A 14,340-nucleotide genomic window follows, 5' to 3' on the forward strand; every position below is an offset into this window, starting at 1 on the left:
GGAACCAGCCTGAGGCGACGTTGGCTTCGGCCTCCGCTGACGGGTCAGGATATAGACACGATGGTATGATCATCCGCTTATTCGGGTTAGGTGGGCATAAAGATAACTCGCAACAACGTTAAGGAAGACCCCGAATACTGCACCCAACGTTATGGACCCCATGCTCCTCAGGACCTTATTCTTGGGGAGCTTGAGTTTGGCATATGCTCTGCGGTCGCCCTCTGTTACCAGGATCACGGTGGGGATCAGGCATCTACCAACAGCATCATTGAAAGCCTCCGATACGAGTCCTGCAGCAATCTTTAGGAAAGCCCAAATAACAATAGCTATCGATATGGCGTAGGCAAGGTCGCCGATGCGCAACTCCTGGCCAGACATCGCCCATGCGTATGTAGCGATGAAAGCTGCAAGACCCATTGAACTAACGTGGCCCCAGATTGAGTTGAAAATCAGAAGATGCTTGCAGACGTATTCCGCCCAGCGCGGGCGCTCAACACACTCAAGCGTGCCGAACCATTCCTCAATAACCCCGGAGAATATGTGAGCAATTAAGAAATCGACAAAATCTATGGAAATGTCTACGGTTCTCCACTCACCTGCACTGGTGAAAATCCGGAAGAAACTTCGATGCGGACCGAAGGGATTGTCATCCTCATGGGCGACGACCGGAAGAGCCGAATCTAAGCCGATATTAACTATGCACCGCTGTGGAGTTATTGTATTCGGCAAAGACAGAAGAAACTCGTATTTAAGAATGAATTCGGATGTTATTTCAACAGTATTCGATTGGAAATTTGCATATCTCTCCCACGATGTATATTGCAACTTCCTGTTTTTGTCGAATTTAATCGCAACCGTAACGGTGGGCGCAGCAACTAGCTCGTAATGCTCAATTTGCTGCATAATCCGGGAATGGAGCTGCTGAATATCATGGTGATTTATGACGACGTTCTTTTTGAGGGTTTTTGAGTAGGTCTCTGTCTTTCCGGTAACTGCATGGTATATTGCCTGCAAAGCTGAGCGAGGCAAATTCTGGATTAGAACGGACGGGTTATCACCGATTAGTTCCCGACTCAGATCAGACACGGCCTACTCCCTGGAACGACTCGCGTGGTGTCGCCTTGACAGCCTCCCACGCTGCTTCAACGTTCCTTGTATCACAACCAAAAGTTAAACTAGGGCGCGCGAAATGGAAGGCTCAGTCGAGTTCTGCATCCGATCCAGGTCCCCCAACCGCTCCTCCGAAGTTGTTGAGGATGTCGCTCGCACCACTTGAGACGCCGGGCGTGGCCGCGGGCTACCACCGCGATTCTGCCACGGTTTTACACCATCGTGCCCATATCCTGACCCGTCAGCGGAAGCCGAAGCCAACATCGCCTCAGGCTGGTTGTGCACTCGCGGCTCCGCTGCATGGGCCAATATTTTGGCCCGCCATATTTGACTTTCTTAATCTAAAAAACTTGCGGTCCTTCTTGCTTGAATATCGCAACCATTTTATCAATTTCATTGGTAGAAAGCTTGAAAAAATTTACCCCCAAATAAGTTCATATAATATATAGCGGCTCGCACCTCTGGCCCCGAGTAGCCGGTTCCAACCACCCCCCACCCAAACCCCTGCCGAGGCCTGGGGGGACGCTTGTCCCCCCAGCGGGGGTTCGGGGGCAGCGCCCCCGATTCTTACCTAAGCGACCCTAACCCGCCCTCACCCCACCTCTCGCACCACCCGCAGCACGCCATCCGCGTAGCGTTCCAGCTTGCTGCGGCCGACGCCGGGGATCATGGCCAGATCCTCGGCATCCTGCGGCCGCATCCGGGCGATCGAGGCCAGGGTTTCGTTGGAGAAGATCATATAGGCCGGCAGGGCTTGCAGCTCCGCCTCCCGCTTCCGCCAGGCGCGCAGCGCGTCGAAGAGCGGGTCGCCCGCCATAGCCGGTTCGGCGCCGCGGCTGGTGCGGTCGCGCGGGGTGGCGCGGGCGGTCAGCGCTTCCTCCCGCAGCAGCACCTTCTGGTCGCCTTTCAGGATGGGGCGGGCGGCGTCGGTCGGCACCAGCTCGCCATGGTTCTCGATGGCGACGTCGAGGGCGCCCATGGCCACAAGCTGCCGGGCGACGCCGCGCCAGGCGGTGTCGGACAGGTCCTTGCCGACGCCGAAGGTCGGCAGCTGGTCGTGGGCGAATTGCGCCACTTTTTCCGTGGTGCGGCCGCGCAGCACATCCACCAGGTGGCCGACGCCGAAGCGGCGGCCGGTGCGCAGCACGGCGCTCAGCAGCTTCTGCGCGGCGATGGTGCCGTCGAAGAGGCGGGGCGGGCTGCGGCAGACGTCGCAGGCGCCGCAGGTCTCGGCCTCCGGGGTTTCGCCGAAGCAGCGCAGCAGGATGCGGCGGCGGCAGGTGGCGGCCTCGGCGATGGAGACCATGGCTTCCAGCCGGCCGCGCTCGATCCGCTTCTGCTCATCCGGGGCGGGGCTTTCGGCGATGCGGTGGCGGGCAAGGGCGATGTCGCCGGCGCCGTAGAGCAGCAGGGCGCGGGCCGGCAGCCCGTCCCGCCCGGCGCGGCCGATTTCCTGGTACCAGCTTTCCGGGCTGCGCGGCAGGTCGAGGTGCGCCACCCAGCGGACATCGGGCCGATCGATGCCCATGCCGAAGGCGATGGTCGCGGCCATAATGACGGCGTCGCCGCGGGCGAAGCGGCGGTGGGCGTCGCGCTTGTCCTCCGCCGCCATGCCGGCGTGGAAGCAGAGCGCGTCGTGCCCGTCGGCGCGCAGCCATTCGGCGGTCTGCTCGGTCTTGTTGCGGGTGCCGCAGTAGACGATGCCGGCGCCGGCGCCGTCGCCGGCTTCCTTGATGAAGGCGCGGAGCTGGGCGCGCTCCTGTTCCCGCGCCGCGGCGCTGATGAAGATGTTGGGGCGGTCGAAGCCGCCGCGGAACACCGGGCTCTCGGCCAGGCCGAGCTGGGCGCGGATGTCCTCCACCGTGCGCGGATCGGCGGTCGCGGTCAGGGCGAGGCGCGGCACCTCGGGGAAGCGTTCGGCCAGCATGCCGAGGCCGCGGTATTCCGGCCGGAAGTGGTGGCCCCACTGGCTGACGCAATGCGCCTCGTCGATGGCGAAGAGGGCGATGGGCCGTTCCGCCAGCCGCGCCAGGGTGGTGTCGAGGGAGAGGCGTTCGGGCGAGACGTAGAGCAGCTTGATGGCGCCGCGCGCCAGGTCGCGGCGGACCTCGCGCGCCTGCTCCTCCGGCAGGTCGGAATGCAGCGCGGCGGCGGCGACGCCCTGCTGGCGCAGCGCCGCGACCTGGTCCTCCATCAGCGCGATCAGCGGCGAGACCACCACGCCGAGGCCCGGGCGGCACAGCGCCGGCACCTGGAAGCACAGGGACTTGCCGCCGCCGGTCGGCATCAGCACCAGGCCGGAGCCGCCTTCCATCACATGCTGCACGATCTCCGCCTGCCGGCCGCGGAAGCCGGCATGGCCGAAGATCCGGTGCAGCACCGCTTCCGGCGCCAGATGGGTGGATTCGGGCGCCAGGGACTCCATTGCTGCGGACATACGGACCTTATAGACCGGGCGGCCGATTCGGGCCTGCCCGGAGCACGCGCCTCAGGCATCGGCCTTCCACATGCCACGCCGGGCGCGCGGCGTCAGCCGATGTTCCGCCACCGCCCCTTCATTGCGTGGAGCGGATCGCGGAGGGGCGGGACCGCCCCGGCGCGTCAATCCGCCGCAGCTACTGGGCGATGATGATCTCCACCCGCCGGGACTCGATCGGATACATCTCGAAGGGCACGGCGCCGCGCGGTTCGAGCCGGATCCGCGCCCGCTCGACACCCGCCGAGGCCAGATGATCGGCGACATGGCGCGCCCGCAGCTCGGCCAGGTCGCGGTTGTAGCGCGGGCTGCCGGCATCCGGCGCGGCGAAGCCCCTCACCCGCACCACCGCCGTCGGCCGTTCCTTGGCCTGCTCGGCGATCTGCGTCAGCAGCTCCTGCGCATTCTCGTCGAGCGCGGCGCTGTCCTCGTTGAAGAAGACCACGGCACGCACGGCGTTGCGCGGCGTGGCGGTGGTGCAGGCGGCGAGCGCGAGCAGCGGCAGGGCGGCGAGGACGAGGCGGCGCATGGCGATCTCCGTTGTGGCGAGGCCGGATAGGTCGGGAAACCATCGGCCGCGTCAACCAAGCGCCCGGGTCGTTGCGCGGTTCTCCCGGCCACGCGCCTGCCCGGGCCCTACTCCGGGGTGATCCCCGCCTTCCGCATCAGCACCTCGTTCAGCGCCAGATCCTGGCGGATGCGGTCGCGCATCGCCTCCGGCCCGAAGGGCTGCGGCAGCAGGCCGAACTCGTCGCTGAGCCGCTTGGCCAGGGGGCTGGCGACGGCGGTCCGCACCGCCTGTTCCAGCGCGGTGGCCAGCGGCGCCGGCAGGCCGGCCGGCCCGGCCAGGCACCACCAGGCGCTGACCAGCACCTCCGGCAGGCCAAGCTCGCCCGTCGTCGGCACCGCGGGGACGGCGGCCAGGCGCGTCTCATGCGGCGCGGCCAGGGCGCGCAGCCGCCCCTCCAGCACATGCGCGCGGGCCGGGGCGAAGGTGGTGAACATCATGTCCACGCGGCCGGCCAGGATCTCGGTCAGCGCCGGCGCCGGGCCGGCGAAGGGGACATGCAGCATCTCCACCCCGGCCCGCTCGGCGGCATCGAGCATCAGCAGATGCGCCGTCCCGCCCACGCCCCAGGTGGCGTAGGAGAGCTTGCCGGGGGACCGCTTCGCCGCCGCGACCACCTCCTCGAAGCTGCCCCAGCGCGGATGCGCCACCAGCAGATAGGCGGAGCCGTAGAGCAGGCTGATATGGGTGAAGTCCGTCAGCGGATCGTAGCCGAGGTTCTTGTAGACGAAGGGCGCCGCGGAGAAGCCGGAGTTGCTGCCGACCACCAATGTCAGCCCGTCCGGGCGCGCCCGCGCCACATGGCGTACCCCGATGGTGGTGGTGGCGCCCGGCTTGTGGTCCATCACGAAATTGCCACCGAAGGTCTCGGCGAAGCTTTCCTGCAGGATCCGGGAGACCACATCGGTGCCACCCCCGGCGGGGAAGGGGATGGTCATGGCGACGCTGCGGCCGTTCGGCCAGCCGCCGGGGCCCTTGCCCTGCGCCAGGGCGGGCTGCGCCAGGACGAGGCCGGCGGCGCCAAGCAGGGCCCGGCGGGGGGTGAGGATGCCGGTCATGGCGTCAGCCCTCTCGGCGGCCAACACGGAGGCCGACCGGGGCCATGCCGCCCGGCAACGCGAAGCGCCTGAAATCCTGCATAATGACGTCCCTCCACGGACCAAGCGTCCCGTGCGGGAGCTAGCCGGATTGTTGATGTTGTGACGCTGTATATCCGGTCCTGGCCATGCAGGTCGAGTGACGCCGGGCGGCGGCGTCCCGCCCACCACCTGCGGCACCCGCTCAGCGCGAGCAGGCGGCCCCGCCGAGGACGCAGAATTTGGCGCAATGCGGGTGGTTCAGCGGCACCGGCCGCGCCGCCTCGGCAAGGGTCGCGCCCAGCTCGAATTGCGGATCATAGGGCAGCAGGGTGCAGGCCAGCACCGCCGGCCGTACCGCGCCGCGCCGCTTCACCACCATCCGCGCCGAGGCGCACATCAGGCTGTCCGGCGATTTCTTCAGGATGCTCCAGCAGGCCGTGGTGATCTCCGGCACGTCGACCCGCGCATCCATCTCGGGGAACAGCATCAGCGCCACCGGATCCGCCGCATCCACCGGAATGCCATGCGCGGCGAACAGCCGGGCGAAGCCGGCCCGCATCGCCGCCTCATCCGCATCCCCGAAGCCGGCCCGGCCGGCGACATGCAGCCGGAACCCCTCGCGCGCCAGCCAGGCGAGGCCCTCGACCGCCTGGGCGAAGCTGCCCTCCTGGCGTTCCAGATCGTGCAGCAGCGGGTCGTGGTGGTCGAGCGAGACGCGAAGCGTCAGCCTTTCGCCATGGGCCTCGCGCAGCGCCAGCAGCGCCGCCGCGTGGTTGCGCATCGGCTTCATCGCATTGGTCAGTACCAGCGCGCGGAAGCCGCGGCCGAGCACGGCGCCGAGCATCGCCGGCAGTTCCCGGTTGAGGAAGGGCTCGCCGCCGGTGAAGCCGATCTCCTCCACCGGCCACTCGTCGCGGGCGATCTCGTCGAGGTATCCTTCGAGTTCGGCGGCCGAGAGATAGGCCAGTGCGTCGTTCCGCGGGCTGCTCTCGATGTAGCAGTTGCGGCAGGTGATGTTGCAGAGCGTGCCGGTATTGACCCAGAGCGTGCGCAGCGCCGAGAGCGCCACGCTGGCCCGGACCTCGCCCTTCGCGGTCAGCGCGGGGTCGCGGAATTTGGCGGGATCGAGCGGTCGGGCGGCGAGATGCGGGGCGGTCAAGCGGCGGCTCCTCCGGACAGCGGCCAGGACTCCTCCCGGGTGGCTGGCCGGACAGGGTACCGCGATCCGTGGCCAAGCCCGAGGGCAAACCGTTGGCGCGAGAACCGAGACACCGGGCGTTAACGCCGGCGTGACACTCTCGGCGGCGTGGACCGCCCCGCCGCCCTGCCCCCCGCCCTGCCCGACCCGCGGGGCTTCGACCCGGTATGCTTTCCCGGCGCCGCCCGGCTCGGCGAATGGCCGCCGCCGCGCTTCGACTTCGCCGCCGCGGTGCTGCGCGAGCCGGGGCTGCGGTTCGAACGCGACGCCGCCGGCAGCATCGCCGTGGTCCGGCGGTTCGACCACATCCGCCTGGTCACCGACATCGACCGGGCGCATCTGCTGTTCGACATCCTGCCCGGCAGCCGCGACTTCATGCTGCTGCGGCTGGTGCCGGCGGCGCTGCGCTTCATGGAGACGGTGTCGCCGCAGGACCCGATGCCCGCCCCGCTGCGCGACGAGGACCCGCCGCTGCCGGAGGAGCACCACATCTACGCCGCCACCACCGCGCTGGTGGAAGCGATGTCGGCCACCGCGCAGGAGGATGCGATGGCGCTCTGCGACGCCATCCGCCGGGTGCCGCCCGGTGCCGAGATGTTCGAGCAGGCGGTGGCGCGCTGCATCACCCAGGACCTGCTGCCGCTGGAACGCGTCGCCCCGCTCGCCCGCCGGCTGCAGCGCCTGGCCAATGCCCATGCCGGGGCGCTGGCCGCCGCCGCAGCCCAGCCGGAATACCGCTCCATGGAAAGCATGGTGCATCTGACGCACCGGGTGCTGGGCGACGACCGGCGCTGGGCGAACGACCTGCTGACCCTGGCGCTCGGCGCGCTCGGACCGGTGATCGACCGGCCACGGATCGCCGCCGACCTGGTGGTGCGGGAGGCCGATGCCAGCCTGCGCCGACCCGGGGCGCTGCAGAATCTCACCCGGCTGATCGCCCGGCAGCGGATGCTGCGCGACCGGCTGACCGACCTGGCGCTGTTCTGGAACCGGACCGCCACCGCCTGGCTGGCGGTGCATCCGGAAACCACCGACCGGCGGGAGATCGAGGCGCTAACCCGCAACACCCTGCGCCGGCTATCGCTGGCCGCCCTCTACGCGCCGGCGTAGGACCCGACGCAACGGCGGATTTTCCCAGCGGCATGCATGCTCCATTCAGCCGGGCGCCCGAACGGCGCCGCGCCGGGTGCGCGTAGCCAAGCTTTGCGGAGCCAACCGCGCGGCGACGGGGGGGTGGTTGATCGGTCACGATCAACCCGGTTCGTGTTACGGTGCCTGCCGCACCGGCTGCAGCAGCAGCCGGTCCAGTCGCTGGTGCGCCGGGGCGCGCCAGCCGGGCAGGCCGATCACCACCGCCTCGCCGGCCGCGGGGGCGGCGCGGTAGCTGCCGAACAGCCGGTCCCACCAGGGCAGGCAGAAGCCGAAGCAGCTGTCGGTCTCGGCCGGCTGCTCGGAATGATGGGTGCGGTGCATCTCCGGCGTCACCACCACCAGCCGCAGCAGCCGCTCCAGCCGCGGCGGCAGGCGGATGGCGGCATGGTTGAACATGGTGGTGGCGTTCAGCAGCACCTCGAAGGCCAGCACCGCCACCGGCGGCGCGCCCAGCGCCACCACCGCCGCCATCTTCAGCGCCATGGAGAGCAGGATCTCCAGCGGGTGGAAGCGCAGCCCGGTGGTGGCGTCGAGCGCCGGATCGGCATGGTGCACCCGGTGCAGCCGCCACAGCGCGGGCACCGCATGGGTGACCCGGTGCTGGGCGTAGATCAGCAGGTCGAGCGCCAGCAGGGTGACGGGCACCGCCACCCACCCCGGCACGCCGAGCCAGGGCAGCAGGCCGAGGCCCCGCGCCTCCGCCCAGAGCGCGGCGCCGACCGCCGCCGCCGGCACGGTGGCGCGCACCGCGAGCGCTCCCAGCAGGCCGAGGCCGAGGTTGCCCGGCCAGCGCGCCCGGCTGGCTCGGCGCCAGGGCCACCGCCGTTCCGCCAGCAGCAGGGCGGCCAGCACCCCAAGGAAGATGCCCAGGCGGACGAAGGGCTCATGCGGCATGGCGGCAAGATGGGGCTGGCCGGCCGGGGCGGCCAGCCCTTGCCTGCCGGTTACCAACTGGTCACGTCGCGATCCTCGCCACCGCCGCCGGGCCGGTCGTCGGCGCCGAGGCTGAACAGGTCGTAGGCGCCGTGCTCGCCCGGCACCCGGTAGCGCCAGGGGCGATGCCATGGGTCCTGCAATTGCTCCGCGCGGCGGATGTAGGGGCCGTTCCAGCGCTGCTGCCCCGGCGGACGCTGCACCAGCGCCGCCAGCCCCTCCTCCCGTGTCGGGTAGCGGCCGATGTCCAGCCGGTAGAGGTCGATGGCGGTGGCGATGCCCTGCAATTGCAGCTTCGCCGCATCATGCTTCGCGCCGCCGAGGTAGCGCATCGCCTGTGGCGCGGCGACCGCCGCCAGCAGCCCGAGGATGACCAGGACGACGAGAAGCTCGATCAGGGTGAAGCCGGCGCGCCGCGCGCGCCCTGCCGTTTTCTGCTGCCGCATCATGCCACCTCGTCCCTATTCCGCCACCGGGCCGGGAAGAATTCGGCCGGCGGCATCCACCTGGATCAGTCGGATCGCCGCGCCGTCGGCCAGCCGCAGCGGCGGCAGCGCGCCGGTCTCGAAGGCCGGTCCGGCAAGGCCCACCCGCAGCGCCTCCCGCGTCAGCCCTGGGCCGGCGCGGCGCAGCGCCTCCACCACCACCTCCCCCGCCGCATGGCCGAGCCGGCCGGTGAGCCCGGTCTGCGCCGCCTCTCCGGCCAGGAAGCGGTCCCGGGCAGCGCCCTCCCCCGTCGCCGACGAGACGCCGAGCCCGACCAGCACCGGCCGGCCGAGCGCCTCCGCCGCCGCCATGGCGGCCAGGCCGCCGCGCGAGCCGGGCACCAGCACCGGCATCGCCGCATCCCGGAGCGGCGTCGCCGCCGCCGCAAGCTCCATCGGCGTGGCCAGCAGCAGCACCGCCGCCGCCTCGGTGCCGGGCAGTGCCGCCGGGTCGATCACGCGTGGCGCGGTGCCGCCCGAGGCGGCGAGGCGCCCGACGATGCGCGCCGCCAGCTGCCGCTCGGCCGCGTCACCAGCCAGGATTACCGCTTGACCCGGCACCGCCCGGAGCAGCGCCACCGCCTCCTCCACCACCCCGGGCAACAGGGCGAAGGCCCAGGGCGAGGCTTCCAACGCCGGCCGCGGGCCGAGCAGGGGTATGGCGCCCGCCGCCGCCTGCACCGCCGCCTGCGGTGCCTCCGCCAGGCCCGAGACCAGGGCGAGGACCTCGCTGGCCAGCGACGCCCCGGCCCTGGCGGCCGCGGCTTCATCGTCGGCGAAGACGGGCAGGACTTCGATCCGCCGGCCGAACACGCCGGCCGGCGCCGCCGCCGCCAGCGCCTGGCCGAAGGCGGCGGCGAAGGCGGCGCCACGCGCCCCGGTCGGCAGCAGCAGGCCGAGCCGCACCCGGTCCGCCGCCATCCCTGGCTGGTCCATCGCGCGCGGCCGGGCGAGGCGCGGCGCGTCATCCTCCAGCCCCGGCGCATGGTGCGGCATGGTGTCGCCGGGCGCCCGGCCGCCCGGTGCCGCCGCGGCGAGCAGCAGGACGGCAAGCAGAGGCGCCGCGCGGCGCGGCGGCCTGCGCCGCGCTCCGGCGGAGCGCGCTACTTGACACATGGCCTGCCCGGCAGAACCGATGGCGACGCGGCCAGCCGCCAGCGCGACTGCGAGGGCAGCTTCGATCATCCCGACTCCGGCCTCAAGAAACACATCAATACGGCATGTGGACGCCCGAGTAACGGAACAGCACAACGCCACCCCTCCCCGGGCAGGAACGGGTCATTTAGGTAACGGATGCGGTTGTTCTGTCTGCTCACTTTCTCTTAAAAAACGATCACAAAATGGACCGGTTTCATTTCAGCGTGAGAGCAGGTTGATGTCATTTCGCTTGGATGCGGGACTGGAATACCGTGCGGCCGGTCGCGGCGACTTCAACCGGGACGGGATCGGCGAAGCCATGTCCATGCAGTTTTCGATGGCATTCGGGGCGGTCGCCGCCGTGCTGGCCGGCGCCGGCCTGGCCGCCGCCGCTGCGGCCCTCGCCCGCTGGCTGGGCGCTGGGCCGGCCGGCATGGCGCCGCTGCTGGCCGGAGGCGGGGTGCTGGCACCGCTGGCGATGACCCTGCCGCCCTCCGCCTGGCCCGCCGCCGCCGCCTTCGCCACGCTGCTGCTCGCCATAGCGTGGCTCGACCAGCAGGCTGGCATCGTCCACGCCGCGCTGGCGGCGCCGCTCACCCTGCTCGGGCTGGGGCTGGCGGCGGTCGAGGCGGCGCTGCCCGCCGCGCTGGCCGGGGCGGCGCTCGGCTACGGGCTGTGCCGGGCGGTGGAGTGGGGCTTCCGCCGGTTGCGCGGGCAGGACGGGCTGGGCCGCGGCGATGCCTGGGTGCTCGGCGCCGCCGGGGCCTGGGTCGGGCCGGACGGAATCGGGCCGGTGCTGGCGCTGGCCTCGACCGGGGCGCTGCTGGCGGTGCTGCTGCGGGGCCGGCTACCCGATCGCCAAACCGCGCTGCCCTTCGCCCCGGCGCTGGCCGCGGCGGCCTGGGTGACCTGGATCATCGGCGGCGGTGTCACGGCCTGGGCGGCCGGCCTGTAGGTGCCACCGCCGGGGAGGCGCCGGCATGGGCGCCGGTGATGAGAAGGGCGGCGGGCATGTCCCGGCGATTTTCCTTTGGCCCGCGGCAGGGGCGGCTAAGCTTGGCGCCGGCGGGGGCCGGATGGTTGGCCTTCGCTCGCGCGCCTATGCCCTGCCCTCAACCTCCGGAGCCCAGGTCATGAGCTGGCAGCCCGCCGAAGACCCCGAATGCCCCGCCGCGCCACATGGCGTCGAACTCGTGCTGCTGCCGCGGGCGCATGACGTCGGCGGCTTCGAGGTACGCCGCGCCCTGCCGGCGAAGGAGCGGCAGATGGTCGGCCCCTTCATCTTCTTCGACCAGATGGGGCCGGGGGAGTTCCTCGCCGGCAAGGGTCTCGACGTCCGGCCGCATCCGCATATCGGGCTGTCGACCGTGACCTATCTGTTCGACGGCTCGATCCTGCACCGCGACAGCCTCGGCTCGCGCCAGCCGATCCTGCCCGGCGCGGTGAATTGGATGACCGCAGGGCGCGGCATCGCCCATTCCGAGCGGACCGATCCGGCGCTGCGCCAGGCGACCAACCGGCTGTTCGGCATCCAGGCCTGGGTGGCGCTGCCGAAATCCGCCGAGGAGACCGCGCCCGGCTTCGTCCACCACGCCGCCGAAACCCTGCCCGCCGTCGAGGATGGCGGGGTGCGCATGCGGCTGATCGCCGGCGAGGGCTGGGGGCTGGTCTCGCCGGTGCAGGTCTCCTCGCCACTGTTCTACGCCGATGCGGCGCTGGCGCCGGGCGCCGCCCTGCCGCTGCCGGATGGCCATGAGGAGCGCGCCGCCTATGTGCTGGACGGCACGGTGACCGTGGCCGGCGACAGCTTCGAAGCCGGGCGGATGCTGGTGTTCCGCGCCGGTGACAAGCTGGCGCTGCGGGCCGGGCCGGCGGGGGCGCGGCTGCTGCTGCTCGGCGGCGCGGCAATGGATGGGCCGCGCTACCTGTTCTGGAATTTCGTCGCCTCCAGCCGCGAGCGGATCGAGCAGGCGAAGGCGGATTGGCAGGGCGGCCGCTTCGCCAAGGTGCCGGGCGATGAGGCGGAGTTCATCCCGCTGCCGGAGGACCGGGTACGGCTGCGCGCCGCGGTCCGGCCCAGCGAGGGCTCGCCGACCAGTTGAAGGAATCGCCGCCGGCGGGGCGCACCCGCCAGGCGCGCGAGGGCCGCGGCAAGGCCCGATGCGATGTGGAGCAACAGGCCGAGCATCAGCACCGCGCGGCGGCCGAAGCGGTCTGACAGCAGGCCGTGGACCAGTCATCCGACCGCCAGCCCGAAGATGCGGACGCCGCTGGCGTGCTGCATGGCGCCGGGTTGGTGGCGAGCGGCGGGACGGGCCCGCCCTACCTCATCGATCCAGCGGCCGGCGTGGTGCACGGGTCAACCCGTGCATGACGGAGGATGGGCAGGTCCGCCCCCTCTCCTCCGGATCAGGTCAGGAAGGCCCCGCCGTTCACATGGATGGTCTGGCCGGTGACGTAGCCGCCCTCCGGCCCGACCAGCATGCGGACCACGCCGGCGATCTCCTCCACCGTGCCGCGGCGGCGCAGCGGCACGCCCTCCACCCGGATCGTGCTCGGCTGTGCCCCGGCCGAGGCGCCGCGCACCGTGTCGATGCTGCCGGGCGCCACCGCGTTGCAGCGGATGCCATGCGGCGCCAGTTCCACCGCCAGCGCCCGCATCAGCCCCTCCAGCCCCGCCTTGGAGGCCGAGACATGCGGCCGGTTCGGCGTGCCGATATGGGTGGAGATGCCGGAAAGCCCGACGATGGCGCCGCCGCCGCGGCGGATCATCTGCGGCACCACCGCCTGGGAGAGGATGAAGGCCCCGTCGAGCGCCACCGAGAGGATCTCCCGCCACTCGGCGAGCGAGATCTGCAGGAAGGGCGTCTGCCGCCGCAGCCCGGCATTGGCCACGGCGATGTCGATGCCGCCCAGCTCGGCCTCGGCGCGGGCGACCATGGCGGCGACCGCGTCCTGGTCGGTGACATCGGCGAGATGGGCAATGGCCTTGCCACCTGCGGCGCGGATGTCCTCCGCCACCGCCTCAATCGCCGCCTGGTCGGAGCGGCCGTTGACGACGATCGTGGCGCCGTCGCGAGCAAGTTGCAGCGCGATGGCGCGGCCGATGTTCTTGCCCGCGCCGGTGACCAGCGCGACCTTGCCGTCCAGGACTCCTGCCATGGCCGTCTCCCCCTCTGCGTGACGCTGCGTAGACCACCGGCCCCGGCGGCGCGCAAGCGCCCCGCCGGGCGGCGCCCTACCCCTGCCGGATGAAGCGCTTCGCCTGCGCGTCGTAGTCGCCGTAGCCGAGGATGTCGCGCAGCTCGGCCCCCGGCAGCGCACTCGCCGCCTCGGCCTTGCCCGCCGCCAGCGCCGCCAGCCCGGCCTGCATCCCGGCCGCCGCCGGAGAGAGCATGCCGGTCGGGAAGGTGCCGATCTTGAAGCCGAGCGCCGCCGCCTGCTCCTGCGACGGGCTGGCCCGGCCGGCGCCGGGGGAGAGCACGGCGAAGGAGGGCCGGCCCTGCGCCGCCTCGACGGCGCGGCGGATCTCCGCGTCATCAGCCGGGCTGTCGAGGAAGAGGATGTCGGCGCCCTCCGCCACATACATCTCGATCCGCGCCACCGCCTCGTCGATGCCCTGGGTCGGGCGGCAATCGGTGCGAGCGAGGACGAGGATGCCGCTCTCCTTCGCCGCCTCGACGGCCGCGCGGATCTTCATCCGGGCCTCCTCGCGCGGCAGGCAGGGCTTGCCGGCGGCGGTCAGGGCGCGCGGGGTGATCTTGTCCTCGATCAGGATGGCGGCGGCGCCGGCGCGGCCATAGGCGCGGACGGTGCGCTGGACGTTCATCGGATTGCCGTAGCCATGGTCGCCATCGGCCAGCACCAGCGTCGCCGGCGCGGCGTTGTGGACCATGGTGAAGCTGTCGAACATCTCGCCGAAGGAGATCAGGTCGAGGTCGGGCCCGCCGAGCCGGCTGGCGGCGACGCAGGATCCGGAGAGGAAGGCGGTCTGGAAGCCGGCGGCGGCAGCGAGCTTGGCGGTCAGCCCGTCCCACACCGCCGGCATGACGACGAGGCCGGGTTCGGCCAGCAGGGCGCGCAGGCGTTCGGGGGCGGTCATGACGGGTTTCCTCGGATTTGGTTTCGCCCCGGCACGGTAGGCCGGTTCCGCTTGCCGACCAACCCGCGCCGGGCGCCATGACGGCGGCAAGGATCGGATT

13 protein-coding genes are annotated in these 14,340 nt (G+C 70.9%); 3 read left to right on the forward strand and 10 right to left on the reverse strand.

Annotated features, from left to right (window positions below; all coding sequences use genetic code 11):
* Positions 1–69: 69 nt before the first annotated feature.
* From H7965_RS14985 to H7965_RS15005, 5 genes are all read right to left on the reverse strand, one after another.
* A complete protein-coding gene (locus tag H7965_RS14985) occupies positions 70–1,086 on the reverse strand; it encodes a hypothetical protein (protein WP_186771397.1) in 1,017 nt (338 codons plus the stop codon).
* A 616-nt stretch (positions 1,087–1,702) separates the two neighbouring features.
* Positions 1,703–3,547 (reverse strand): DNA helicase RecQ, encoded by a 1,845-nt coding sequence (gene recQ, locus H7965_RS14990; RefSeq protein ID WP_229682625.1) that lies wholly within the window; start codon positions 3,545–3,547, stop codon positions 1,703–1,705.
* A 178-nt stretch (positions 3,548–3,725) separates the two neighbouring features.
* On the reverse strand, positions 3,726–4,115 hold the full coding sequence (locus H7965_RS14995; RefSeq protein ID WP_186771398.1) for an OmpA family protein: 390 nt from the start codon (positions 4,113–4,115) through the stop codon (positions 3,726–3,728).
* Positions 4,116–4,222: 107 nt separating this feature from the next.
* Positions 4,223–5,212: a Bug family tripartite tricarboxylate transporter substrate binding protein gene (locus H7965_RS15000; RefSeq protein ID WP_186771399.1), complete on the reverse strand. Its 990-nt coding sequence runs from the start codon at positions 5,210–5,212 to the stop codon at positions 4,223–4,225.
* 223 nt (positions 5,213–5,435) lie between these two features.
* Positions 5,436–6,392 (reverse strand): radical SAM protein, encoded by a 957-nt coding sequence (locus H7965_RS15005; RefSeq protein WP_229682626.1) that lies wholly within the window; start codon positions 6,390–6,392, stop codon positions 5,436–5,438.
* 147 nt (positions 6,393–6,539) lie between these two features.
* Here H7965_RS15005 and H7965_RS15010 point away from each other — a divergent pair, with 147 nt between their 5' ends.
* The gene (locus tag H7965_RS15010) at positions 6,540–7,541 is read left to right on the forward strand and encodes a hypothetical protein (protein WP_229682627.1); all 1,002 of its coding nucleotides are present in this window, start codon (positions 6,540–6,542) and stop codon (positions 7,539–7,541) included.
* A 156-nt stretch (positions 7,542–7,697) separates the two neighbouring features.
* Here the strand turns inward: H7965_RS15010 and H7965_RS15015 are convergent, their stop codons facing one another.
* The 3 genes from H7965_RS15015 to H7965_RS15025 are packed head-to-tail and all read right to left on the reverse strand — an operon-like array spanning position 7,698 to position 10,186.
* Complete coding sequence (locus H7965_RS15015) at positions 7,698–8,534, reverse strand: sterol desaturase family protein (RefSeq protein ID WP_261394210.1); 837 nt, start codon at positions 8,532–8,534, stop codon at positions 7,698–7,700.
* The gene (gene gspG / locus H7965_RS15020; protein ID WP_229682628.1) at positions 8,528–8,962 is read right to left on the reverse strand and encodes a type II secretion system major pseudopilin GspG; all 435 of its coding nucleotides are present in this window, start codon (positions 8,960–8,962) and stop codon (positions 8,528–8,530) included. The genes H7965_RS15015 and gspG overlap by 7 nt, the downstream gene beginning before the upstream one ends.
* 15 nt (positions 8,963–8,977) lie before the next feature.
* Complete coding sequence (locus H7965_RS15025; RefSeq protein ID WP_186771403.1) at positions 8,978–10,186, reverse strand: hypothetical protein; 1,209 nt, start codon at positions 10,184–10,186, stop codon at positions 8,978–8,980.
* 289 nt (positions 10,187–10,475) lie between these two features.
* On the opposite strand from H7965_RS15025, the gene H7965_RS15030 reads away from it, so the two are divergent.
* Both H7965_RS15030 and H7965_RS15035 read left to right on the forward strand, forming a co-directional pair.
* Positions 10,476–11,093, forward strand: a complete 618-nt coding sequence (locus H7965_RS15030; RefSeq protein ID WP_186771404.1) for a prepilin peptidase — start codon at positions 10,476–10,478, stop codon at positions 11,091–11,093.
* A 178-nt stretch (positions 11,094–11,271) separates the two neighbouring features.
* Positions 11,272–12,240: a pirin family protein gene (locus H7965_RS15035; protein WP_186771405.1), complete on the forward strand. Its 969-nt coding sequence runs from the start codon at positions 11,272–11,274 to the stop codon at positions 12,238–12,240.
* 307 nt (positions 12,241–12,547) lie between these two features.
* On the opposite strand, the gene H7965_RS15040 is transcribed toward H7965_RS15035, so the two are convergent.
* Entirely contained in the window at positions 12,548–13,300 is a 753-nt protein-coding gene (locus H7965_RS15040) for an SDR family NAD(P)-dependent oxidoreductase (RefSeq protein WP_186771406.1), read from the reverse strand.
* 76 nt (positions 13,301–13,376) lie between these two features.
* Positions 13,377–14,240, reverse strand: a complete 864-nt coding sequence (locus tag H7965_RS15045; RefSeq protein ID WP_186771407.1) for an isocitrate lyase/PEP mutase family protein — start codon at positions 14,238–14,240, stop codon at positions 13,377–13,379.
* Between the last annotated feature and the right edge of the window lie 100 nt (positions 14,241–14,340).

The organism is Siccirubricoccus deserti (genome assembly GCF_014283215.1).
In the GTDB taxonomy this organism is placed as follows: Bacteria; Pseudomonadota; Alphaproteobacteria; order Acetobacterales; family Acetobacteraceae; genus Siccirubricoccus; species Siccirubricoccus deserti.